General features: G+C 68.7%; 21 protein-coding genes and 1 tRNA gene. 9 read left to right on the forward strand and 13 right to left on the reverse strand.

Features of this window, described 5'->3' with window-relative positions; translation table 11 throughout:
- Nucleotides 1-2: 2 nt before the first annotated feature.
- Nucleotides 3-389 carry a VOC family protein gene (locus ACWDNU_RS14825; protein ID WP_449669199.1) on the forward strand — a complete coding sequence of 129 codons (387 nt, stop codon included), beginning with the start codon at nt 3-5 and terminating at the stop codon, nt 387-389.
- Nucleotides 390-456: 67 nt separating this feature from the next.
- Here ACWDNU_RS14825 and ACWDNU_RS14830 read toward each other — a convergent pair whose 3' ends face one another.
- The 7 genes from ACWDNU_RS14830 to ACWDNU_RS14860 all read right to left on the reverse strand — a co-directional run bounded on the left by ACWDNU_RS14830 (nt 457) and on the right by ACWDNU_RS14860 (nt 6,280).
- The gene (locus ACWDNU_RS14830) at nt 457-1,353 is read right to left on the reverse strand and encodes an MBL fold metallo-hydrolase (protein WP_449669200.1); all 897 of its coding nucleotides are present in this window, start codon (nt 1,351-1,353) and stop codon (nt 457-459) included.
- Nucleotides 1,328-2,554, reverse strand: a complete 1,227-nt coding sequence (locus ACWDNU_RS14835) for an MFS transporter (protein ID WP_449669201.1) — start codon at nt 2,552-2,554, stop codon at nt 1,328-1,330. Before ACWDNU_RS14835 ends, ACWDNU_RS14830 begins: the two co-directional genes overlap by 26 nt.
- Nucleotides 2,551-3,807 carry a carboxylesterase family protein gene (locus tag ACWDNU_RS14840; protein ID WP_449669202.1) on the reverse strand — a complete coding sequence of 419 codons (1,257 nt, stop codon included), beginning with the start codon at nt 3,805-3,807 and terminating at the stop codon, nt 2,551-2,553. Before ACWDNU_RS14840 ends, ACWDNU_RS14835 begins: the two co-directional genes overlap by 4 nt.
- A 115-nt stretch (nt 3,808-3,922) precedes the next feature.
- Entirely contained in the window at nt 3,923-4,126 is a 204-nt protein-coding gene (locus tag ACWDNU_RS14845; RefSeq protein WP_449669203.1) for a hypothetical protein, read from the reverse strand.
- 7 nt (nt 4,127-4,133) lie between these two features.
- A complete protein-coding gene (locus tag ACWDNU_RS14850) occupies nt 4,134-4,676 on the reverse strand; it encodes an RNA polymerase sigma factor (protein ID WP_449669204.1) in 543 nt (180 codons plus the stop codon).
- 6 nt (nt 4,677-4,682) lie between these two features.
- Nucleotides 4,683-4,874 (reverse strand): ferredoxin, encoded by a 192-nt coding sequence (locus tag ACWDNU_RS14855; RefSeq protein ID WP_370934128.1) that lies wholly within the window; start codon nt 4,872-4,874, stop codon nt 4,683-4,685.
- Nucleotides 4,874-6,280, reverse strand: a complete 1,407-nt coding sequence (locus ACWDNU_RS14860) for a fatty acid desaturase (protein WP_449669205.1) — start codon at nt 6,278-6,280, stop codon at nt 4,874-4,876. Before ACWDNU_RS14860 ends, ACWDNU_RS14855 begins: the two co-directional genes overlap by 1 nt.
- 127 nt (nt 6,281-6,407) lie before the next feature.
- Here ACWDNU_RS14860 and ACWDNU_RS14865 point away from each other — a divergent pair, with 127 nt between their 5' ends.
- The 6 genes from ACWDNU_RS14865 to ACWDNU_RS14890 all read left to right on the forward strand — a co-directional run bounded on the left by ACWDNU_RS14865 (nt 6,408) and on the right by ACWDNU_RS14890 (nt 14,752).
- Nucleotides 6,408-7,649 carry a PucR family transcriptional regulator gene (locus tag ACWDNU_RS14865; RefSeq protein ID WP_449669206.1) on the forward strand — a complete coding sequence of 414 codons (1,242 nt, stop codon included), beginning with the start codon at nt 6,408-6,410 and terminating at the stop codon, nt 7,647-7,649.
- Between the two features lie 147 nt (nt 7,650-7,796).
- Nucleotides 7,797-9,494, forward strand: coding sequence for a GMC oxidoreductase (locus ACWDNU_RS14870; RefSeq protein ID WP_449669207.1), 1,698 nt, complete (start codon nt 7,797-7,799; stop codon nt 9,492-9,494).
- 1,048 nt (nt 9,495-10,542) lie between these two features.
- Nucleotides 10,543-12,381 carry an asparagine synthase-related protein gene (locus ACWDNU_RS14875; protein ID WP_449669208.1) on the forward strand — a complete coding sequence of 613 codons (1,839 nt, stop codon included), beginning with the start codon at nt 10,543-10,545 and terminating at the stop codon, nt 12,379-12,381.
- Nucleotides 12,365-12,619, forward strand: a complete 255-nt coding sequence (locus tag ACWDNU_RS14880) for a lasso peptide biosynthesis PqqD family chaperone (RefSeq protein ID WP_449669209.1) — start codon at nt 12,365-12,367, stop codon at nt 12,617-12,619. The genes ACWDNU_RS14875 and ACWDNU_RS14880 overlap by 17 nt, the downstream gene beginning before the upstream one ends.
- Entirely contained in the window at nt 12,616-13,065 is a 450-nt protein-coding gene (locus tag ACWDNU_RS14885) for a lasso peptide biosynthesis B2 protein (RefSeq protein ID WP_449669210.1), read from the forward strand. The genes ACWDNU_RS14880 and ACWDNU_RS14885 overlap by 4 nt, the downstream gene beginning before the upstream one ends.
- Entirely contained in the window at nt 13,046-14,752 is a 1,707-nt protein-coding gene (locus tag ACWDNU_RS14890) for an ABC transporter ATP-binding protein (protein ID WP_449669211.1), read from the forward strand. The genes ACWDNU_RS14885 and ACWDNU_RS14890 overlap by 20 nt, the downstream gene beginning before the upstream one ends.
- Here the strand turns inward: ACWDNU_RS14890 and ACWDNU_RS14895 are convergent.
- The 4 genes from ACWDNU_RS14895 to ACWDNU_RS14910 form a co-directional block, all read right to left on the reverse strand.
- Nucleotides 14,749-15,279 (reverse strand): hypothetical protein, encoded by a 531-nt coding sequence (locus ACWDNU_RS14895; RefSeq protein ID WP_370934120.1) that lies wholly within the window; start codon nt 15,277-15,279, stop codon nt 14,749-14,751. The two genes, ACWDNU_RS14890 and ACWDNU_RS14895, sit on opposite strands and share 4 nt — an antisense overlap.
- Before the next feature lie 146 nt (nt 15,280-15,425).
- Nucleotides 15,426-15,499: transfer RNA gene (locus tag ACWDNU_RS14900), tRNA-Leu, on the reverse strand.
- Nucleotides 15,500-15,579: 80 nt separating this feature from the next.
- Nucleotides 15,580-16,908 carry an NAD(P)/FAD-dependent oxidoreductase gene (locus ACWDNU_RS14905; RefSeq protein ID WP_043836597.1) on the reverse strand — a complete coding sequence of 443 codons (1,329 nt, stop codon included), beginning with the start codon at nt 16,906-16,908 and terminating at the stop codon, nt 15,580-15,582.
- An 84-nt stretch (nt 16,909-16,992) separates the two neighbouring features.
- Nucleotides 16,993-17,676 carry a uracil-DNA glycosylase gene (locus ACWDNU_RS14910; RefSeq protein WP_449669212.1) on the reverse strand — a complete coding sequence of 228 codons (684 nt, stop codon included), beginning with the start codon at nt 17,674-17,676 and terminating at the stop codon, nt 16,993-16,995.
- Between the two features lie 53 nt (nt 17,677-17,729).
- Between ACWDNU_RS14910 and ACWDNU_RS14915 the strand changes: the two genes are divergently transcribed.
- Nucleotides 17,730-19,220, forward strand: a complete 1,491-nt coding sequence (locus ACWDNU_RS14915; protein WP_449669213.1) for a S10 family peptidase — start codon at nt 17,730-17,732, stop codon at nt 19,218-19,220.
- A gap of 31 nt (nt 19,221-19,251) precedes the next feature.
- Here the strand turns inward: ACWDNU_RS14915 and ACWDNU_RS14920 are convergent, their stop codons facing one another.
- Complete coding sequence (locus tag ACWDNU_RS14920) at nt 19,252-19,854, reverse strand: response regulator transcription factor (RefSeq protein ID WP_370934099.1); 603 nt, start codon at nt 19,852-19,854, stop codon at nt 19,252-19,254.
- Nucleotides 19,851-20,990 carry a sensor histidine kinase gene (locus ACWDNU_RS14925; RefSeq protein ID WP_449669214.1) on the reverse strand — a complete coding sequence of 380 codons (1,140 nt, stop codon included), beginning with the start codon at nt 20,988-20,990 and terminating at the stop codon, nt 19,851-19,853. Before ACWDNU_RS14925 ends, ACWDNU_RS14920 begins: the two co-directional genes overlap by 4 nt.
- 135 nt (nt 20,991-21,125) lie before the next feature.
- Between ACWDNU_RS14925 and ACWDNU_RS14930 the strand changes: the two genes are divergently transcribed.
- The gene (locus tag ACWDNU_RS14930) at nt 21,126-22,010 is read left to right on the forward strand and encodes an ABC transporter ATP-binding protein (RefSeq protein WP_370934097.1); all 885 of its coding nucleotides are present in this window, start codon (nt 21,126-21,128) and stop codon (nt 22,008-22,010) included.
- The last annotated feature ends 2 nt before the right edge of the window (nt 22,011-22,012 follow it).

The raw sequence follows: 22,012 nt of genomic DNA on the forward strand, positions 1-22,012 counted from the left end.
GCATGGCCTGCCGGATCACCGAACTCGTCCTCAACTGCGCCGACCCGCAACGGATGGGCGATTTCTGGTGCGAAGTCCTCGGCTACGTCGAACTCGGCTGGGACGGAGAAGACCTCGAGATCGGCCCTCCCGAGGCTGGTTTCGGCGGTCCGCAGCCGACGTTGATCCTCAGCCGCAGCAGCGATCCGAAACCGGCGAAACTGCCGCTGCACCTGGACGTGAACCCGACCGACCGGGACCAGGACGCGGAACTGGAACGCCTCCTCGCCGCCGGAGCGCGGCCCGCCGACATCGGGCAGACCGGGGAGGAGTCGTGGCACGTGCTCGCCGACCCGGAGGGGAACGTATTTTGCCTGCTCCGCCGCCGAGTCGACCCCGTGCCTGGGTGATCGGCCGTGAGGGGAACCCCTGAGGGAATCAGATTCCCTCAGGGGTTCCCTCACGGACTTTGGCCAGCTACGCCAACCACTCCCGGTAGCGGAACTGCCCGGCCCGGAGCAGGTCGTCAGCGAACTCGAACCCATACCCGTCCTGACCACGCCGGACCCGGCCCGCTGACGGCGCGGGAAAGTGCGTCGGAAGCAGAACCGAGCCCAGCTCGTCCTCCAGCAGACGGCTCCGCACCCGCGCCGCCGCTTGCGGATCAACGCAATACCGGGTGCTCAACTCCGGATGCCGAACCTGCACCCCGTGATGCATCGTGTCCCCGGCCAGCAGGACAGTCCCCGCACTGCCGCGGACTCGCACGCACACATTCCCCGGCGTATGCCCGGCCGCGGGAGCCAGCGAAGCATGCTTGCCCACCACCGCATCCGGAGCCACAAAGCTCAGCTGGCCGGCCCGCTCGATCGGCAGCACGCTGTCGGCCAGGTAGTCACCAGTCCGGCGCATGGCCTCCCCGCCAGCCTCGCTCGACCAATACCGGAACTCCTCCTCGACCACGAAATGCGGGGCGTCCGGGAAAACCGGTTCCAGCTGGGCAGTCGCCGCGCCCACGTGATCGGTGTGCAGATGCGTGAACACCACCGCATCGACGTCCGAAGGCCGCAACCCGGTCGCGAGGAACTGCTGCATCCATCGGTCCGGCAGCTGATCGAACTCCGCGCGCCGACGGTCCTTCCCCGCCCCGACACACGCGTCCACCACCAGCACCTCGTCGGCCGAACAGACGAGGAACGACTGGATGACGAAGACCAGCTTCCCCGAGGAACGGTCGAACCACGGCTCCCGCGTGTACCAGTCGCCGAGGTCGGGCTCGAGTCCCGGGAAGAACTCCCCGGGCTCGATCAGCAGCCGGTCGTCCTCGATCAGCGGAACGACCGCGACGTCACCGAGATCGAACCAGTGCGCCATCGCGCTCCCTCCTAGCCTGCGACCGCACCCGGCTCAACCCGACCGCGCAAGCGATTGCCACCAGCACGGGAACGGCCGTAGCCAGGACGATCGTTTGAGCCGACAATGCCAGCGCAAGCAGCAAACCCGCGACGCCCGGTCCGACGATCGACCCGATCCGCCCGAGCGCCGCGGCCCAGCCGACGCCGGTGGTGCGAGTGCTCGCGGGGTAGATCGAGACCGCGAGGGTCAGCTGGCCGATCTGCCCCGCCGTAACCCCGAAACCGGCCCCGGCCAGCAGCAGGAACAGCACAGTCTCGCCGACCGGCACCGTCGCGACGAGAACCATGCACACCGCCCCGATGGCGGGCAGCAGAATCAGCGCACGAGCGATCCCGATCCGCGCGGCGAGCGGGATGAGCACCAGACCGCCCGCGATGCCGCCGAGGGTGAGGAACGCGAGTCCCAGCGGGGCTTTCCCGGCGGCGAAACCGTAGCCGGTGAGGAGCGTCGGAACCCAGGAGATCAGCACGTACGCGGTGATGAAGATCAGGAACGAGAACGCCCAGATGAGAGAGGTCGGCAGGCGCAGTCCCTGGCCGAACAACCTGCTCACCTTGGCTTCCTGCTTCGCCGTGCTCGCGACCGCGGGCTCGTTAGTCGGCAGCACCATCGCCATGACGGCGGCCAGCACCAACGGAGCCAGCCCGGCGACGTAGAAGACTCCGGCGGACCCGACGCTGTGCAGCAGCTTGCCGCCGAAGAATCCGCCGAGGCTGCTCCCGGAAGCGAGGCCGAGGGTCACCGCCACGGAAACCAGCTCCCGGCGGCCCTCCGCGCTGTGTTTCGTCGCGAGCGAAACCCCGGCGGGCAGCACCAGCCCGAGACCGAGTCCGGTCACCAGGCGGGTCGCGGCGAAGACCGGCATGGATTTCAGGTGCAGGATCGCGGCGGTCAGCACCGTCGCGCCCGCGAAGATCAGGACGCCGGTGAGCACCACCGACCGCGCCTTCATCCGGGCGCCGACGTAACCCGCCGCCAGGTATCCCATGACGACGCCGATGTTGGTCAGTACCAACGGCAAGGTGAAGGCGGCGGGAGCGGAAGCCCATTCGTGCGACAGCGTCGGAATCGTGAACGACAGGGCGGCGGTGTCGAAACCATCAAGGAGAACAGCGAGGAAGCAGAGAATGACTACGGGCCAATGGATGCTCTTGCTCATGGCGTGTTCTCCAGTTTCTGAGGGAAATTCCCGATCCGGAAGCCGGTCCGCGGGCCAGGCGAACCCGACCGCGCGAATTCGGTCCACCACAAGCGCATCTGCGCACCGAGACGTTCTACCTCGGCCCAGCTCGTGTCGCCCAGCATCGGGCTCCCCCGCCAGGATTCCGGGGTGCCCAGCAGGAAAGGCAGTTCCAGGCAATGGATCGCGCCGTAGCCGCCGGTTGCCGGAGTCCAGGCGAACTCGTAGGAGTACGCGCCGTACCGCTGTGCCAAGTCACGCGCCGGGCGACCGAAAAGCGGCTCGGTCTGGTCCGCGATCGCCCGCCGGATCTCCTCGTCCTGAACTCCGATCGCGAACGCCTCGCACTCCTGCGCGGTATATCCGATCATCAAGTCCGGCAACGGATCGGACAGCCGCACGTCGAGGTCGACGATCCCGAACGGCGGCCGGGTCGACGTCGGATCCTTCGCGGCGTTCCACCGGAGAGTCTGCAGTTGCGCGGCAAGCAACTGCTCGACGGAAGCGGTCAGCGGATCTCCGCCGACCGCGTCGACGAAATACCGGCCGATCTCCAGTGCTTTCGCGCGATCCTGGATGATCGCGGGATCCGGAGAACTCTGGACGATCGCCCGCCGGACGAGCGGACGGCTGTCGGGCTTGGCCAGCAAGGCGAGCGTCGAAAGCGCGCCCGCGGACTGGCCGAAGAGGGTGATATTGCCCGGATCGCCGCCGAACGCCGCGATGTTGTCGCGCACCCATTCGAGCGCGAGAGTCTGGTCCGCCAAGCCAAGATTGCCCTCGCTGACGCCGTCGTGGGCCAGGTAGCCGAACGCGCCCAGCCGGTAGTTGACCGACACCACGACCACGTCGCCGTCCGCGGCGAGCCGCCCGCCGTCGTACCAGGGAAGCGTCCCGCCGCCGCTCAGGAAGCCGCCGCCGTGCAGCCACACGAGCACCGGCCGCGATCCGGTCAGCGCCGGTGTCGCGACGGCGAGGTGAAGACAGTCCTCCGACTGGGGCGGCTCATCCCGCGGCGGGCCCATCGCCGCCTCCAGCCGAGAGCCGAGCTGCGGGCAGATCGGGCCCGGCAGCGTGGCGTCGACCGCCTCCAGGTGGGGCTGGACCGGTCGCGGCGGCTGGAACCGCTCGGCGGTGCCGTACCGCACGCCGCGGAACCGCAGGACGCCGTCGTCGATGCCGATGACCGGACCGGACGGCGGCTGAGCAGTGACAGGCTGGCATTCGGTCATCGCGGCTCTCCTTTGAGCGGGTGTCCGGCACCTTCGACCCGCAGTCAGGCTAAGAAAGTCCGGAATGCCTGACCAATGCTCTTTGCCGCCCGAGACATGCTTGCCCGGCTATAGCTCACCGCGAAACGCGGCTCCCCGCCTCGGCCGGTTCAGCGCGCACCTGCCGAGGCGCACGCACGGGCTCGGTCCGCTTGCCGCCTCCGGAGAACAGATCCGAGAGCTTCCCGATCGCCATCCCCAGCAGCGGAAGCCAGATCGGGCACAGCATCAGGACCAGCAGCGGTCCCATGATCTTGAAAATCTCCAGGAATCCATGCATAACAGCGTCACGCCTTCTCGGTCTCGGCCAGCAGCGTCGCGAGCGTGCGCACCGCGCGGTGCTGCAGCGCCCGGACGCTGTTGGGGTTCTTGTTCATCGTTTCGGCGACCTCGGCGACGGAAAGCCCGGCGAAAAACCGCAACCGCACGCACTCGCGCTGCGGTTCGCTGAGGCCGGCCAGGCACCGCCGGAGCGCGGCGGCTTCGATCCGGGCCAGCGCGAGCCGGTCGGCTCCGCCCCGGACGTCCGGTCCGTCGTGGTCTTTCCCGTCGAGGAGTTCACGCCGGTAGCGGGCCGATTTCCGGTGGTCGCGCAGGAGGTTGTCGGCGATCGTGTACAGCCACCCGGTGAACGAACCGATGTCCGGGCGGAAGTCCGGCAGTTTCCGCCACGCGCGCAGGAACGCCTCGCTCGTCAGGTCTTCGGCGACGGTCGCCGTCGGCACCCGCATCCGCAGGTAGCGGAAGACCGGCGGCGCGTGTTCCTGGTAGATGACGGCGAACGCGGCCTGGTCGCCAGACCGCGCCCGCCCGAGCAGCTCCGTCTCCACCGGGCCTCAATCCTGCAACCGCAACGCGGCGACCGGGCACGCTTGCACCGCCGCGTCGACGAACTGCCGGTCCGCCTCGGACGGAGTCTCGTCGAGGACTTGCACCAACCCGTCGTCCCCGACCTCGAAGAACTGGTCGGCCATCGCCTCGCACATCCCGAGGCCTTCGCATTTGCCGTGGTCCGCGACGATCTTCATTACGCTGCCTCCCGAACCACGGGCACGAAGTCGACCTTGTCGCGCACGCCGCAATCGGGGCACGTCCAGTCGTCCGGGATCTCCGACCACGGCGTCCCGGCGGCGAAGCCCTCCAGCTCGTTGCCTTCCGCGACGCGGTAGACGTAGCCGCAGCCGGGGCAGCGCGCGGCGTCCACGTCGTCGGCCAGCTTCGGCCGGGTGTCCGCGGCGGGTTGTTCCACCGCAGCAGCGACCACCGGGTATTTCTTCAGCAGCGACGTCAGTTTGCCCGGCTGCACGTTCGCCTGCCGGATGTCGCCGTCGAAATGCCGGTAGACCCGCGGGTCCATCACCTTCCGGAACCACGCCGGGACCAGCGCGACGACCATCATCCCGGTGTAGCCGGTCGGCAGAACGGGGCTTTCCTTGAAGTCGCGCAAAGTCTGGAACCGGCGCGTCGGGTTCGCGTGGTGATCGCTGTGCCGCTGCAAGTGGTACAGCAGGACATTCGTCGCGACATTGTTGGAATTCCAGGAATGCGCCGGAGTGACCCGTTCGTACCGCGTCTTCGAACCATGCGTGACCTGCTTGCGCAGCATCCCGTAGTGCTCCATGTAATTCACGATTTCCAGCAGCGAGAATCCGAACACCGCCTGCACCACCAGATACGGCAGGATCCCGACGCCCAGCCAGGCGATCAGGCCGCCCCACAGCACGACGCTCATCAGCCACGCGTTGAGCACGTCATTGCCGAGGTGGAACGGATGGCTTTGCTTGCGGGCGTACCGTTTCCGCTCGACACCCCAGGCACTGCGCAGCGAACCGAAGACCGTACGCGGCCAGAACCGGTAAAAGCTCTCACCCATCCGGCTCGACGCCGGGTCCTCCGGAGTGGCGACGCGGACGTGGTGCCCGCGGTTGTGCTCGATGTAGAAATGCCCGTAGAAACACTGCGCCAGCGCGATTTTCGCCGCCCAGCGTTCGGTGTCTTCCCGTTTGTGGCCGAGTTCGTGCGCGGTGTTGATCGCGATGCCGGCGACGGTGCCCAGCGTGATCGCGAGGCCGATCTTGCCGCCGACGGACAAATCACCGCGCGCCAGCATCCACGCGCCCGCGATGAAACCGGCGTATTGCAACGGCAGGAACAGGTAGGTGATCCAGCGGTAGTAGCGATCCTCCTCCAGGGCCTCCATCACCTCGTCCGGCGGATTGGTGTGGTCGTAGCCGGCGACGAGGTCGATCAGCGGCACGAGGACGAGCACGACGAGCGGTCCGAGCCACAGCACGGCGTCGGATCCGGTCGCGGCGTGCAGCCCGATCGCGGCGAACGGCAGCAGCGGCACCACCAGCCCGAGCAGCCACAAGTGCCGCTTCCGGTCGTGCCAGGCGGTCTCGCCGTGAGCTCCGGCGAGGCGGTACTTCTTCATGGCGGCCTCCACGCGGTCTGTCGTTTTCCCGAAGGTAGGGATCCGCGAGCGGCGGGACACTGTGCGCGAAACCGAAACGCCCGGCTGCGTTGGGTCCCGGGCACGAACCGGGCGTACGGTGCTGCCTGTGACGTCGACGGCTGCCGCCACGCTGGCCAAGGTCGCGGACTCGGTCCTGGCCGAGCTCGCGCTGCTCTGCGCGCGGATCGTGGAGGAGATCGCCGAGGCGGTCCCGGTGCTCGCGCCGGACGCGCAGGCCGGGGAGCTGCTGGAAAGCTCGGTCCGGGAAAACCTCGTCGCCGCGCTCGGCGTGCTGAGCGGCGCGACGAATCCCGACGAAGTCGGTGCGCCGCCGGCCGCGCTGGAGTTCGCGCGGCGGCTGGCGCAGCGCCGGGTGCCGATCACCGCGATGCTGCGCGCGTACCGGCTCGGCCAGGCCTCCTTCCAGCAGGAAATGATCACCCGGATCGCGGCCGAACCGGCCCCGACCGCGGAGATCTCGGCCGCCGCCACCGACTTGTCGCAGGTCGCGTTCACCTACATCGACAAGATCTCCGAGGAGGTCGTCGAGGCTTACCAGGCGGAACGCGACACCTGGCTGCGCCACCGCAACGCGGCCCGGCTCGCGAAGGTGCAAGCAGCGTTGTCCGGCAAGCCCATCGACACTGCCGACGTCGAGAAAACCCTCGGCTACGCGCTGTCGGACCGACACGTCGGCGCGGTGCTGTGGTGTGGCCCTGAGCTGGACGAAAGCGCGCGTCTGACCACCCTCGAACGCCACGCCGCCCTGCTCGCGACCGCCCTCGGCACCACTCCGCTGGTCGTGGCCCCGGATGCCTCGACCGTCTGGGCCTGGTTCCCGACGGCGAGCCTCGACCTCGACGCGGTGTCCGCCGCGCTCGCCGGCTCACCCGACCCGGTCCGCGTCGCGCTCGGCGATCCGGCGAGCGGACTGGCCGGCTTCCGCACCACCCACCAGCAGGCCCGGCAAGCCGAAGCCGTCGCGCAGATGACCGAGCGCTCCCAACCGCGACCGGTCACCGCGGCGGCGCAGCTCGGGCCGTTGGCGCTGGTCGCGGCCGATCCGTCGGCGGTCGCGGGCTGGGTCCAGTCGGTGCTCGGCGCGCTGGCCGACGACGACGAGGGACACCACCGGATGCGCGAGACGGTCTGGGCGTATCTGTCCAGCGGGAGCAGCCTGATGGTCGCCGCGCAGGAGCTGCACCTGCACAAGAACACCATCCAGTACCGGCTCCGCAAGGCCGAGCAGGAACGCGGCCGTCCGCTGTCCGAGGGGCGGATCGACGTCGAGGTGGCGCTGCTGGCATGCCGCCTGCTGGGTCCCGCCGTCCTCCGGCCGGTCGACTGAATTTGTGCTGCGGGACCAGTCGGGTCCCGACCTCCCGGTCCACAGACCGATGCGCGCGCCTGACCTGAGGCGAAGACTGCGGGGAACGTCGCCGGACGGTGCCCAATCGCCGTCCGGCGGCGTCCCCAGACCCGAGGCGAGGACCCGATGACTCCACCCCGCGAAGAGACCGACGTCCTCGTGATCGGCTCCGGTTTCGGCGGTTCCGTGAGCGCACTGCGACTGTCCGAAAAGGGCTACCGCGTCACCGTGCTGGAAGCCGGGCCGCGCCGTACCGAAGAGACGCTGCCCAAAACCTCTTGGGACGTCCGGAATTTCCTCTGGGCGCCGCGTCTCGGCTGCTACGGCATCCAGCGCATCCACCTGCTCCGGGACGTCGTCATCCTCGGCGGCGCGGGCGTCGGCGGCGGTTCCCTCAATTACGCCAACACTCTCTACGAACCGCCCGCGCCGTTTTTCGCGGACCCGCAGTGGGCGCACGTCACCGACTGGCAAGCCGAACTGAAACCGCACTACGACCAGGCCCGCCGGATGCTCGGCGTCACCCAGAACCCCACCGTCACCACCGCGGACGAGGTGCTCCGGGAAGTCGCCGACGACCTGGGCGTCGGCTCGTCCTTCCAGCTCACGCCGGTCGGCGTTTTCTTCGGCGACAAGGACACTCCCGCCGGAACTGTCGTGCCAGACCCGTTCTTCGGCGGCGCCGGACCAGCCCGCCGAACCTGCACCGAATGCGGGTCCTGTATGACCGGTTGCCGCGTCGGAGCCAAAAACACCTTGGACCGCAACTATCTCTACCTGGCCGAACAACGCGGCGCGAATGTCATCCCGATGACCACAGTGCTCGACGTCCGCCCAGCAGACGGCGGCTACACCGTCACCGCGGTCCGCACCGGAAAGTCGCCTCGCCGCGGCAAAAACGTGCGCACCTTCTTCGCCCGCGACGTCATCTTCAGCGCGGGCACCTACAACACGCAAAAACTGCTCCACCGAGCCCGCGAAACCGGTGCACTGCCCCGAATTTCCGCCAGCCTCGGCCGATTGACCCGGACCAACTCGGAATCCATCCTCGGCGCGAAATCGAAACGCAAGGACGTCGACTTCACCCACGGCGTCGCGATCACCTCGTCGATCCACCCCGACGCGCACACGCACATCGAACCGTGCCGCTACGGCAAGGGCAGCAATGCGATGTCGCTGCTGCAAACCGCGCTCACCGACGGCGGAAAGTCCGTCCCGCGCTGGCTGACCTGGCTCGGCGCGTTCGCCCGGAATCCGCGCAACTTCACCTGGTTCTCGCCGCGCCGCTGGTCCGAACGCACCATCATCCTGCTGGTGATGCAAACGCTGGACAATTCCATCACCGTCTCCGGCAAACGAACCCGCACCGGACGGCACAAACTGACATCCGCGCCCGGCCACGGCGAACCGAATCCCACGTGGATCCCCGCCGGAAACGACGCCGCCCGCCGCGTCGCGGACAAAATCGACGGCATCGCGGGCGGCACCACCGGCGAGATCCTGAACATCCCGATGACCGCGCATTTCATCGGCGGCTGCGCGATTTCCGACGATCCGGCGGGCGGCGTCCTCGACCCGTACCAGCGCGTCCACGGCCACCCCGGGCTGCACGTCGTCGACGGTTCGGCGATCTCGGCGAACCTGGGCGTCAACCCGTCCCTGACGATCACCGCCCAAGCCGAACGCGCGATGTCCTTCTGGCCCAACCGCGGCGAGGAAGACCGGCGCCCGCCGCTCGGCGCGCGCTACGAACGCATCGATCCAGTGCCCCCGCGGCATCCCGCGGTCCCGGCCGACGCTCCCGGCGCGCTCGCCATTCCCTGAACGCACCGCGGCACCGGCGAAATCTCCTTCCGGGAATTCAGTACGCACCCAGAAGTATTTCTCCGGAAACCTTACAACCAGGTTAGCTGCACTGTTCCGCATATTCTTCATCAAAAACAAAGCGAACTTCGCCGTCGGCCCAACTGATTCGACTGAACGCCCGAGTGTCAGCACCCGGCGGCCCTGCTAGCGTGTTCCAGGCGGAGAACTTCGCGCATCGGAACAGTTCATCAGCGATCGCTATCGAACCCATAAGAAATGACAGCAGAAAGAGAGCACAGAGGAGGACTGGTTTCCGTGAAGACCCTTCCCGAGCGCTATCAGGCCCCTGAGGCCTCCTCCGTCGGCTGCTTCGCGACCGACACCCGGCGGCTCCGCCGCGGCCCGCGCGACCATCACCACCGCGCACGTCGTCGTCGCCGCTGAACGCACTGAACACGCGGGGTTTCACCACCCGCTGAGCTGACCTGACGTGGCTGGGGATCGAGTCAGCCGGTCTTCAGCCACGTTCGTCAGCCCGTCGCTCGGCATCCGAAGAGTTGAGCAGAGGACTGGTTCCCGTGAAAACCCTCCCCGAACGCTACCAAGCCCCCACCGCGTCCCCCGCCGGCCGTTTCGCGACCGACACCCGCCGCTTCGGCCGGGGCGCGCTCGACAGCATCTTCTTCGGGCGCCTTCTCTCCCGCAGACGCGGGCATTCAGACAGCACCTGTCACCGACTGGCCTGACGTTGCCGGAGAGCGTCAGCCCGCTCACGCGGCACCAAATGTTGAGCAGAGGACTGGTCACCGTGAAAACCCTTCCCGAACGCTACCGAGCCCCAGCCGCATCCTCCGCTGGCCGCTTCGCGACCGACACTCGCCGCATTGACGGCATCTGGCGCGACCACCGCCACCGCGGACGTCGCCGCCGCCACTGAGCACCCGGTCATCTCGCGGACAGCACCTGTCAGCCCCGCACTGACCCTGACGTCGCCAAAGGCCGAGCCAACGGGCCTTCAGCCACGTTCGTCCTCCCGTCGTTCGAATCGATCCCGGTCGGTGGTCCGATGAACGCAGAGCCGAGCAGCCTTGTCGTCCTCCCCGACTCGCCGGGCGGCGCCGCGCTGCTGCCGCGAGTTCCTTACCAGCGGCCGAGTGTCCTGTTCCATTCCTCCGGGCGGCCTTGGCTGGCCGGCCGCTGGGCTCCGGGAGAAATCCGGGTGGCCATCGCGGGCCGGGCGCGCGTCGCCGTGTTCGGGTTCTGCCCGATGCCGGTCGAGCGGCTGACCGCCTACACCGCCCGCCTGCGGACCGTGGCCGACGCGGACACGCTCGCCCGCGTCCTGCCTGGCAGCGCGCATCTCATCGCGTCGGTGAACGGGCAGGTCCGGCTGCAGGGCACGCTCACGAACCTGCGCCGCGCCTTCCACACCCGGATCGACGCCACCCCGGTCGCGAGCACCCGCGCCGACCTGCTGGCCGAGATGACCGGAGCGGACCTGGACGAGGATCTCCTCGCCGCGCACCTGACGGAAATGCAGCTGCTTCCCCCGCTGATCGAGAAAAGCTGGTGGCGCACAGTGCATTCGGTGCCGCCGGACTCCTCGATCGTGCTGGCCGACGACGGAACCGCCCGCACGGTGCGCTGGTGGCGCCCGCCGGACCCGGTCCTGCCGATCCAGAAGGGCGCTCCCGCCGTCCGCGCGGCGCTGCGCGAATCGGTCACGGAGCGGCGGCCCGCCACGGGCCGGTTGTCGCTGGACCTCTCCGGCGGAATGGACTCGACGACGCTGTGTTTCCTCGCCGTCGAGCAGAATCCCGACCTGTTCACCTTCCGGTGGACCGGAGGCAGCGTCGCCAACGACGATCCGATCTTCGCCGCCGAGGCGGCCCGGCTGCTCCCCGGTGTAGAGCACCTGGAAATGTCCGAAGGCAGCGCGCCCGCGTTGTTCGCACCGCCCTATGCGACGTCCGATCTCGAAGCGCCGTGGACGATGACCCGGGGGCTGAACGGCTCCGCCCACTGCGTCCGCATGCTCGCCGAGCACGGTTCCGGCCTGCACCTGGCCGGGCACGGCGGGGACGAGGTCTTCACCGCCTCGGCCAGCTATCTGCACACCCTGATCCGCCGTCGCCCGCTCACCGGCCTGCGCCAGCTCCGGGTCTACCGCAGTCTCGGCCGATGGTCGTGGCGGCGCACCCTCGCCGATCTCGCCAGCAGGCAGAGCTGGGGCGACTGGTGGCGGGAGTCGGCCGACCACCTCACCGACCCGCTGCCCCGGCCGGGCACCCCGGAACTGGGCTGGGCCGACGCGGTCCGGGCCTCGCCGTGGGCCACCGCGGACGCGCTCGCGACGACCCGCCGGGTCCTGTACGCGATCGCCGACGAGGCCGAGCCCCTCGCCGACGACCGCGGTCAGCACGAAGCGCTCACCAGCCTGCGCGCCGCGGGCCCGCTGTGCCAGCAAATCCAGCGCGAGTACCTCGATTGCGGCGTGCCGCTCGACCTCCCGTACCTGGACGACCGGGTCGTCGAAGCCGCGCTCGCGGTCCGGACTTCCGACCGCTTCACGCCATGGCGGTACAAACCGCTGCTCGCCACCGCGATGCGCGGGCTCGTCCCGGACGTCATCCTCGACCGCACCACCAAGGGCAACTACCAGGACGACGACGATGCCGAGGCGCACCGGCACGTACCCGACCTGCTCGACTACTTCGCCGACTCCGCCTTGGCCGCGCGCGGCCTGCTCGACCTCGACGTGCTCCGGTCGTGCCTGCTCGAACCCCGGATGGACGACGAGTGGGAAGCGCACCTGGAAACCGCGCTCGGCTGCGAGATGTGGCTGCGCGCGATCGCCGACGCCCGGCCAGCGACCGACCGGAGGACTCATGCACCTGCACCCTGACACCGCGCTCACCGACACCCCGGACGGCTCGGTCCTGCTCAACAAACGCACCGGAAGCTACTGGCAGGTCAACCGAACCGGCGCGCACACCCTCGACCGCCTGCTGGCGGGCGAACCCGCCGACCGGATCGCCGCCGACCTCGCCGCCAGATACGACATCGACGCCGCCAAGGTGCGAGCCGACATCAGCGCGATGACCGACAGCCTGCTCGCCGCCGGACTGGTCGAGGCGTCGTGAGCCAGCCGTCCGTGGTACCCCATCGCATTCGCCTTCCGCTGCACCGGAAGATCCTTCCGCTGCTGGCAGTCGGCCTCTCGACGCTGCTGAACGCGCTCTCCCCCAAGCACCTCTGCGCGATCCTGACCTTCGTCCGCCGGGGCGCCCGGCCCGCCACCTTCGAAGAGGCCCGCACCGCGCGTCGATCAGTCGTCGCGATCAGCCTGCGCTGCGCGGGCGACGGCTGTCTGCTCCGTTCCGTTGCCACCGCGCTGCTGTGCCGCGCGCACGGTACTTGGCCGACGTGGTGCACCGGCGTACGTACGCAGCCTTTCAGCGCCCACGCGTGGGTCGAAGCCGACGGCCGGGCAGTCGACGAAATCCATCCGCCGGGCTATTTCGCTCCGCTGCTGACCGTTGCTCCCCTCACGGCCGAGGACCGCCCGCATGACCGTCACCGCCGCTAAGTCCACTCCTTCGGCGACCGAAGAGCCGGTCCGTACCCGGGTCGGCCTGCGCCACCTGTTCGCCGCCACCCGCGGGCACCGGAGAAACATCGCCGTCGCCCTGCTGTTCACCCTCATCGGTGCCGGACTTGGTCTGCTGCAACCAATGCTGGCCATGCAGACCATCGACGCCGTCGGAACAGACCGCGCGATCGGCTGGCTGCTGGTCGCCCTCATCGCCGTCTTCGCCGCCGAGGCCGTCGCGGACACCGTCGGCCGCTACTGGCTGGAACGCTCCGGCGAAGGCGTCGTGCTGGGCCTGCGAGTCCGCCTGGTCAGCCACCTTTTGCGGCTTCCCATGCGCCTCTACGACCAACACCGAATCGGCGACCTGCTGTCCCGAACCACCGCCGACACGACCCTGCTGCGCGACACCCTCGCCTACGACCTGGTCGAAATGCTGACCGGCAGCTTCGTGGTCGTCGGCGGCGCCGTCGCCATGCTCTGGCTGAGCCCACTGCTGTTCGGCATCGTGGCAGTCATCGTCGGCGGCGTGGGCGGCGTCACGCTGTTTGTGTTGGCGCGCATCAGAAACGCCACGGAGAACGCACAGGACAGCCTAGGCCTGATGGCCGCGGAACTGGAACGAGCGCTCAGCGCCATCCGCACGATCCGCGCCACGCGCGCGGAAGACCGGGAAACCGACCGCATCGGCCACTATGCCCGCACGACCTATCAGGACAACGTCCGCGCCGCGCGGTTGAATTCCATCGCCGCGCCTGCCGTGACCCTCTCCGCCCACGGCGCCCTCATCGCAGTACTGGTCGCCGGCGGAATCCAGGTCGCGAACGGCAGTCTCACCCTCGCCGAACTCGTGGCTTTCCTGCTCTACGTCAGCTACATCGCCGTCCCGAGCGCGGGTTTGTTCGAGGTAGCCGCCACCATCCAAAAAGGACTGGCCGCATTCCAGCGAGTCCACGACATGACCCAGCTCCCCACCGAAACCGACGCTACGCCCCTCTCTCGTGTCTCCGTGGCTTCCGCGCCAGTACTGGAATTGCGCGACGTCTGGTTCAGCTACCACCCCGACCGCCCCGTGCTGCGCGGCGTCTCCTTCACCGTGCCGCGCCGAGGCCACGTCGCACTGGTCGGCCCTTCCGGAGCCGGAAAGTCCACCATCCTCGCGCTGATCGAGCGTTTCTACGAACCAGATCGCGGAACCATTCTGTTCAACGGACACCAGCCGTCCATCGCGGAATGCCGCCAGCGAATCGGCCTGGTAGAACAAACAACCCCAATCCTGCACGGCACCCTGCGCGACAATCTCACCTACGCCGCTCCCGACGCGACCGACGAGCAAATCCGCGACGTCCTGGCGAAAACCAACCTGACCGAGTTCGTCGACCGCCTCCCCGCCGGCTTGGAAACCCCCGCAGGCGAACACGGCGGCATGCTTTCGGGCGGGCAACGCCAACGACTGGCCATCGCCCGAGCCCTCCTGGCCCGACCTGAGCTGCTATTGCTCGATGAGCCAACCTCCCAACTAGACGCGGCGAACGAAGCCGCTTTCGCGCGGACGCTGGACCAGGTCGCCGGGGAGTGCGCATTGCTGGTCATCGCGCACCGTCCGGCGACGGTGCGGCGGGCGCAGAGGGTGATCGCGTTGGAGCACGGGCGGATCAGCACTGATGTGGGTCTTGTCCCTTAGCGGCCCAAGAGCCACGACCGCAGCGGCCTGCGCACAAAGCCGAAAAGCAGCAGGCTCACGACCACAATCGCGCCGCCAAGCAACGCCAGCCCGGTCCCCCACAACCCCGTGTAGTGATAAGGCCGCTCCGACTCGGGCACCGTCGCCGCGATCTCGTCGACCCGGTCCTGGATCCGCCGCTGCTCAACCTCGCTCAACCCGCCCCCGGCGAGTTGTTTGACCAGGTCCCCGATCTCGCCGTTCTGCGCGGGGGTGAACCCGGGCAGCGTCGTCGTGCCGCCGGACGGGAACTGCGGGTAAGCCGTGCAGGCCATCGCTTCGCCGGTGTCCACGCTCAAGTACAGGGGACCGGACTCGGTACAGGTGTCGCCCTCATGCCCGAACTCGATCCGGTAGGCATTGTCGACATCGCTCCGCTGGCCGATCCCGGTGATCAGGCATCCAAAGCCGGGCAAGAGCGCAGCCGCGAGCAGAATTCGCGGTACAACCCGAGAGACAGCCTGCCGTAACGGTGCTGGAATCGCCATGCCGGCCAGTCTCGACGACCTGCGCGGGACCGGTCCCGCTTCCGACCGAGCGGTGGCTGACCGACGACGGACCCCCGGGCTTCGGCAATTCCAGGGAGTTACCCGGGGCAATCTAGCTCGAGACTCGCCTCGACCAGCGATAACGGTGCCCCCGACGGGTCTCGAACCCGCACTGGGTCGATTTTAAGTCGACTGCCTCTGCCAATTGGGCTACGGGGGCCCACCCACCCTAGCGAACCCGCCCCAAGACACGACAAAGCCGGGCCGCCCGAAGACGACCCGGCCTCACCACAAAACCACTCAGCCCTTGCTGGCCCGGTTGAACTCTTCCTTCGGGTTGTTGATCTGCCCCAGCGAGATGACCTCCCGGCGGAACAGGCCCCCGAGCATCCAGTCGAACAGGATGCGGATCTTGCGGTTCCACGTCGGCATCGCCTTGAGGTGGTACGCGCGGTGGAACAGCCACGCGGGGAAGCCCTTGATCTTCAGGTTCAGCGCGTCCGCCACGCCCTTGTGCAGGCCGAGGCTCGCGACCGCGCCCAGGTTCTTGTGGAAGTAGTCCTTCGGCTGTCCGCCGCGGATCACCTTGATGATGTTCTTCGCCAGCAGGCGGGCCTGGCGGACCGCGTGCTGGGCGTTCGGCGGGCAGGTCGCCGTCGGGTCCTGCTCGGTGCGCGACAGGTCCGGGATGGCCGCGTTGTCGCCCGCGGTCCAGACGTCCGGGTGGCCGACCACCTGCATCGCCGCGGTGGCCTCGACGCGGCCGCGCTTGTCGAGCGGCAGGTCCGAGCCCGCGAGGACCGGGTTGGCCTTCACGCCCGCGGTCCAGATGATCGTGTCGGTGTCGAACTCGGTGCCGTCCGAGAGCACGACGTGGCCGTTTTCGAACGACTTCGCCGCGGTCGACAGGTAGACCTCGATGCCGCGCTTCTCCAGCTGCTGCACCGTGTACACGCCCAGCGTCTCGCGCACCTCGGGCAGGATCCGCCCGGCCGCCTCGACCATCACCCAGCGGATGTCCGCCGGCTTGATGTTCGGGTAGTAGTTCTCGACCGCGAAGCGGGTCATGTCCTCGAGTTCGGCCAGCGCCTCGATGCCCGCGAACCCGCCGCCGACCACGGTGAACGTGAGCAGGCGCTTGCGCAGCTCGGGGTCGAGCGTGCTGGCGGCCTCGTCCAGCTTGGTCATGATGTGGTTGCGCAGGTAGATCGCTTCGCCGATGGTCTTGAAGGCGATGCCCTCCTCGGCGAGGCCGGGGATCGGCAGGATCCGCGCGACGGCGCCGAGCGCGACCACGAGCACGTCGTAGTTCAGCGTCTCGATGTGGCCGTCGGCCGCCTCGACCGTGACGGCCTTGCGCTCGTTCTCGATCTTCGTGACCCGCGCGGTCAGCACGTGGCAGCGCTTCAGCACGCGGCGCAGCGGCACGACCACGTGCCGCGGCTCGATCGCGCCGGCCGCCGCCTCGGGCAGGAACGGGGCATAGGTCATGTGCGGCTGCGGGTCAACGACGGTCACGGAGGCCTCGTTGGCACGCAGCATCTTCTGAAGCCCGTACGCGGTGTACAGGCCGACGTATCCACCACCGAGGACGAGGATCCGAGTCGGTTCCGACTTCGCAGCAGCCATGTACCTATAGTCGCACTTCCGAAGCGGCTCCGCTCGGGTACCCCACCCCGCTGTGACCAGCATCGCCACGCTGGTTGTCACGATTCAGATGAGCCCGGCCGCCGAGGCCGCGGCGGTGAACGCGGTCACCACCATGGGCTGTGTCACACGACCGGTCTGGACATTGCGCGGTGACACGTGGTAGCAGCCGAACACCGCTAGGTCGCCGAGCTGCAAACGGGCGCCGTGCGCGAAGGCCGGACGCGGTTTCGGCACCGGCCAGCCCGCGGCGGACAGCACGGGCAGCAACGCCTGCCAGCCGAACGCCCCGAGCACGACGATCGCCCGCAGGGTCGGCCGGAGCAGGTCCAGTTCGCCGGCCAGCCAGTGCCGGCAGGCGTCCCGTTCGGCGGGGGTCGGCCGGTTCTCCGGCGGCGCGCAGCGGACCGGCGAGACGAGCCGGGTGCCGCGCAGCGTGAGCCCGTCGCCGATGGCCGTCGACACCGGCTGCGACGCGAGACCGACCTCGTACAGCACGCGAAAGAGAAAGTCGCCCGACGGATCGCCGGTGAACATCCGCCCGGTGCGGTTGGCCCCGTGCGCGGACGGCGCGAGCCCGACCACGGCCAGCGCGGCGTCTTCCGCGCCGAAACCGGGAACCGGCCGCGCCCAGTACTCCTCGCCCGCGAAGGCGGCCTTCGTCCCGGCCACGCCCTCGCGCCATTCGACCAGCCGCGGGCAGGCCCGGCACCGCACCAGCTGCGCGTCGAGGCCGGCGAACGTGCGCATCGATCTCCTCCGCGTCGGTGTGCTGCCACGGTAACGCGGGATAGGTTGGGGCCATGGCCGACACCACCGCGGACGAGACCGCCGAGAAGACCAAGGACGAGGAGACGAAGGCGGCCGAGCCCGTCGACGACCTCGTCACGACGCAGCACACCCTCACCGTCAAGCGGCGCAAGCTCGCCTACACCGCCCAGACCGGCCGGATCGTGCTCCGCCAAGAGGTCAAGAAGGACGGCAAGTCCGAGGGCCACCAGGCCAAGGCCGAGGTCTTCCTCACCGCCTACACCCTCGACGACGCCGACCCCGGCTCGCGGCCGGTCACCTTCGCCTTCAACGGCGGCCCCGGTTCCTCCAGCATCTGGCTCCACATGGGCCTGCTCGGACCGCGCCGGGTGCTGTCGGGCGACGTCGACGACCCGGTGCCGCCGCCGTACGGGCTCGAGGACAACCCGGAAAGCCTGCTCGCGCACAGCGACCTGGTGTTCATCGACCCGGTTCAGACCGGCTACTCGCGGGTGACCGAGGGCGGCGAATCCCAGCCGTACACCGGATTCCAGGGCGACGTCGAATCGATCGCGGAGATCATCCGGCTGTGGGTTTCGCGCAACGAGCGCTGGCTGTCGCCGAAGTTCCTGGCCGGAGAGTCGTACGGCACGCTGCGCGCCGCCGCGCTCGCCGGGCACCTGCAGGATCGCTACGGCCTGTACCTCAACGGCTTGATGCTCATCTCGTCCGTTTTGGACCTCGGCACGCTGCGCTTCGACGAGGGCAACGACCTGCCGTACTCGCTGTACCTGCCGACGTACGCGGCGATCGCGCACTACCACGGCCGCCATGGCGAACGCCCGCTCGACGACGTGCTCGCCGACGCCGAGGACTTCGCCTCCAAGGAACTGCCCTGGGCGCTTTCCCGCGGCGCGCGGCTGTCCACTCAGGACCGGACCGAGGCGGTGCAGACGCTCGCTTCGCTCACCGGACTCAGCGAGTCCTATGTGGACCGGGTGAACCTGCGGATCGAGCACGTCCGGTTCTTCACCGAACTGCTGCGCGACCAGGGAAAGACCGTCGGCCGGATGGACGGCCGGTTCACCACCTGGGAGCCGGACGGCGGCGTCGAGCACATGAGCGACGACCCGTCGGTGTCGCGGGTCATCGGCGCTTACTCGGCCGGGTTCAACCACTACGTGCGCGCCGAACTGGGCTACGAGAACGACCTGCCGTACGAGATCCTGTCCACCGACGTGTTCAAGGCTTGGTCGTACAAGGAGTTCGAGGGCCGTTCAGTGTCCGTTGTGGACACCTTGAGCGCGGCGATGCGGTCGAACCCGCATCTGCAGGTCCACGTCGCGTTCGGGCATTACGACGGCGCGACGGCGTACTACGCGTCCGAGTACGTGCTCTCGCAGCTCAAGATTCCCGAAGAACTGCGGGAGAACATCGACACCGCTTACTACCCGGCCGGGCACATGATGTACGTGAACGAACCGTCGCGGGTGCAGCAGTCGAAGGACCTGGGCAAGTTCGTGAAGAAGGCGTCCAACCGCTGAGCCGACCTGGCTGTGAGCGCCGGACCGGTGCTCACAGCCAGTCGTGCTCCCGCGCGTACCGCGCCGCCTCGTGCCGTGTCCGCGTTTGCGTCTTCTGCATCGCGTTCGACAGGTAATTGCGCACAGTCCCCTCCGCCAGATGCAGCTGCGCGGCGATATCGGCGACCGAATACCCCTCCCGCGTCGCCCGCAGCACGTCGATTTCCCGCACGGTCAACGGACAATCGTCCACTACCGCGAGCGCCGAGACGTCCGGGTCGATCCAGCGTTTGCCCTCGTCCAGCGTCGCGATCACCGACGCGATGTGCGCCGGTTCCGCCGATTTGCTCACGAATCCCTGCACGCCGAGCTTCAACGCCTTGCGCAGCACTCCTGGCCGCGCGTGCCGGGTCAGCATCAGGATCACCTGCTCCGGCCGTTCCCGCCGGATCCGCGCGACCGCGCCCAGTCCGTCCACAGTGGGCATCTCAAGGTCGATCACCAGCACGTCCGGCCGATGCTCCACAGTGGCCCGCACCGCCGCCTCGCCGTCTTCCGCCTCGGCGACCACGGTGATCTCGCCTTCCATCGGCAGCAGCGCGGCCATCGCCTTGCGGAGCAGGGCTTCGTCGTCGGCAAGCACCACCGTCGTCATCGCGACACCTTCTCCGGGAAGGCCGCGGCCGTCACGAACCGGCCGTCCTTCTGCTCCACCGTCAATTCTCCGCCCTGATCCGCCAGCCGATCCGCCAAAGTGGACAGTCCGCTCAGCACCAACACGGCATCGTCCGCGACGCCGTCGTTGACGACGCTGATCCCCGCTTCGGTCAAGGTGATCCGCACCTGCCGGGCTTGTGCGTGCCGGAGGATGTTCGTGGTGGTCTCGCGCAGCACCTGGCCGAGCAGCTCGTCCACTCCCGCGTGGACGACCGCCCGCCGATCGATCCGGACGTGGATTCCCGCTGCCTCGAAGAGGTTCTTCGCGTTCTCCAGTTCCGCGGACAGATTGAGCCGACGCTGGGCGTAAGCGAGTTCCTTGGTCTGCACGATGGTGTCGCCGACCAGGGTGTGCACCTCGCGCAATTCCTCCTGTGCCCGTTCGAGATCCCGGTGCAGCAGCTTCTCCGCGAGCGCGACCTTCAGTTTCACCACGTGCAGCGTGTGGCCCTGGATGTCGTGCAGCTCGCTGGCGAACCGCACGCGTTCCCGGACCACCGCCAGCTCCGCCTCCTTCTCGCGCGACTCTTCGAGCTCCGCGACGAGGTCGTAGAGCCGCTGGCTGGCGAACATCAGCAGCGTCGACAGCGCCGAGCCGATCGCCGGAGCCACCACGTAGGCCAGCACCCGCGTGCCGAGACGGTCGTGGTGCAGCAGCAAATTGGTCGAGCCGATCGCGCTGGTCAGCACGGCGAGTCCGACCAGCGCGGCGAACCGGTGCCGCGGCAGCGGCGGGATGAGGAACGACCCGACCATGCTCAGCCCGTAGAACGCCATGGGGCTGTTGCTCAGCGCACCGGCGAACCAGACGAACGCGGTCAGCACCAGGCTCGGGCGCGCGGTGCGGACGAAGTCGCCCGCGGTCCAGCGTTCGGCGGTGGCGGTCGCGGCCAGCAGCCCGATCACCTGGATGACGACGTGCCACCAGGTCTTCGACGAGAGGACCAGCAGCAGCACCCCGACCACCAGCAGCGGCGGCATCACCGTGACGAGGTTGAGCCGCCGCAGCCGGTACTGGACCGCGTCGCCGGACCAGGACATCCGGCGGGGCCGCGGCAGGCGGATCTCGGTCATGGTGCTCCAGGTTCGGCCGGGCGGTTCGGCCCAGCATGCCGCAGCCGCCGACGGCCCACCAGTGACGCAGCGTCATGTTTTCGGCTGACGTGGCCGCACTACTCCGGACCAGGGAGAACCGGCTGGAATCGGAGCATGTCCACGACCCCAGTCATCGACGTCGACCGGCTGAACCTCACCTACGGCGATTTCCAGGCCGTGCGCGACCTGTCGTTCCAGGTCGCCCGCGGCGAACTGTACGCGCTGCTCGGCACGAACGGCGCGGGGAAGACCTCGACGCTGGAGACCGTCGAGGGCCACCGGCCGCCCAGCTCAGGGACCGTGCGGGTGTTCGGGAAGGACCCGCGCGACCGCGCCGCCGTCCGGCCGAGGATGGGGATCATGCTGCAGGAAAGCGGCTTCTCGCCGGACCTGACCGTGCGCGAGTCGATCCGGCTGATCGGCAGCCTGACCCAGCGCGGCGACAACGTCGAACGGCTGCTCGGCATCACCGGCCTCACGCGCAAAGCCACGACAAGGGTCTCGCAGCTCTCCGGCGGCGAAAAGCGCCGGCTGGACTTCGCGACCGCCGTGTACGGAACGCCGGACCTGGTCTTCCTCGACGAGCCGACCACCGGTCTGGACATCCAATCGCGCGACGCGCTGTGGACCGCGGTGGACCGGCTCCGCGAGGACGGCACCACCATCGTCCTCACCACGCATTACCTCGAGGAAGCACAGCAGCGCGCCGACCGCATCGGCCTGATGCACCAGGGCACGCTCAACCGCGAAGGCACCGTCGCCGAACTGACCCGGACACTGCCCGCGACCATCCGCTTCGGACTGCCGCCGCACGCGCCTACGCCGCCGCTGCAAGCGACCCGCGAGGAGGACGGCCGGTTCCTCATCGAAACTTTCGGCCTGCAGAAAGACCTGCACACGTTGCTCGGCTGGGCACAAGACAGCGCACTGGAACTGGCCGAATTGGAGGCTGGCCCGACCCGCCTCGACGACGTCTTCCGCGCCATCGGCACCGCGTAATC

This window comes from Amycolatopsis sp. NPDC003676, from assembly GCF_053587275.1.

Coding starts and splice junctions, on each gene's coding strand:
- ACWDNU_RS14895 (WP_370934120.1), bottom strand. CDS start 15,279: ATGGCGATTCCAGCACCGTTACGGCAGGCTGTCTCTCGGGTTGTACCG.
- ACWDNU_RS14870 (WP_449669207.1), top strand. CDS start 7,797: ATGACTCCACCCCGCGAAGAGACCGACGTCCTCGTGATCGGCTCCGGT.
- ACWDNU_RS14835 (WP_449669201.1), bottom strand. CDS start 2,554: ATGAGCAAGAGCATCCATTGGCCCGTAGTCATTCTCTGCTTCCTCGCT.
- ACWDNU_RS14860 (WP_449669205.1), bottom strand. CDS start 6,280: ATGAAGAAGTACCGCCTCGCCGGAGCTCACGGCGAGACCGCCTGGCAC.
- ACWDNU_RS14855 (WP_370934128.1), bottom strand. CDS start 4,874: ATGAAGATCGTCGCGGACCACGGCAAATGCGAAGGCCTCGGGATGTGC.
- ACWDNU_RS14840 (WP_449669202.1), bottom strand. CDS start 3,807: ATGACCGAATGCCAGCCTGTCACTGCTCAGCCGCCGTCCGGTCCGGTC.
- ACWDNU_RS14830 (WP_449669200.1), bottom strand. CDS start 1,353: ATGGCGCACTGGTTCGATCTCGGTGACGTCGCGGTCGTTCCGCTGATC.
- ACWDNU_RS14915 (WP_449669213.1), top strand. CDS start 17,730: ATGGCCGACACCACCGCGGACGAGACCGCCGAGAAGACCAAGGACGAG.
- ACWDNU_RS14905 (WP_043836597.1), bottom strand. CDS start 16,908: ATGGCTGCTGCGAAGTCGGAACCGACTCGGATCCTCGTCCTCGGTGGT.
- ACWDNU_RS14930 (WP_370934097.1), top strand. CDS start 21,126: ATGTCCACGACCCCAGTCATCGACGTCGACCGGCTGAACCTCACCTAC.
- ACWDNU_RS14875 (WP_449669208.1), top strand. CDS start 10,543: ATGAACGCAGAGCCGAGCAGCCTTGTCGTCCTCCCCGACTCGCCGGGC.
- ACWDNU_RS14880 (WP_449669209.1), top strand. CDS start 12,365: ATGCACCTGCACCCTGACACCGCGCTCACCGACACCCCGGACGGCTCG.
- ACWDNU_RS14890 (WP_449669211.1), top strand. CDS start 13,046: ATGACCGTCACCGCCGCTAAGTCCACTCCTTCGGCGACCGAAGAGCCG.
- ACWDNU_RS14845 (WP_449669203.1), bottom strand. CDS start 4,126: ATGCATGGATTCCTGGAGATTTTCAAGATCATGGGACCGCTGCTGGTC.
- ACWDNU_RS14925 (WP_449669214.1), bottom strand. CDS start 20,990: ATGACCGAGATCCGCCTGCCGCGGCCCCGCCGGATGTCCTGGTCCGGC.
- ACWDNU_RS14920 (WP_370934099.1), bottom strand. CDS start 19,854: ATGACGACGGTGGTGCTTGCCGACGACGAAGCCCTGCTCCGCAAGGCG.
- ACWDNU_RS14910 (WP_449669212.1), bottom strand. CDS start 17,676: ATGCGCACGTTCGCCGGCCTCGACGCGCAGCTGGTGCGGTGCCGGGCC.
- ACWDNU_RS14825 (WP_449669199.1), top strand. CDS start 3: ATGGCCTGCCGGATCACCGAACTCGTCCTCAACTGCGCCGACCCGCAA.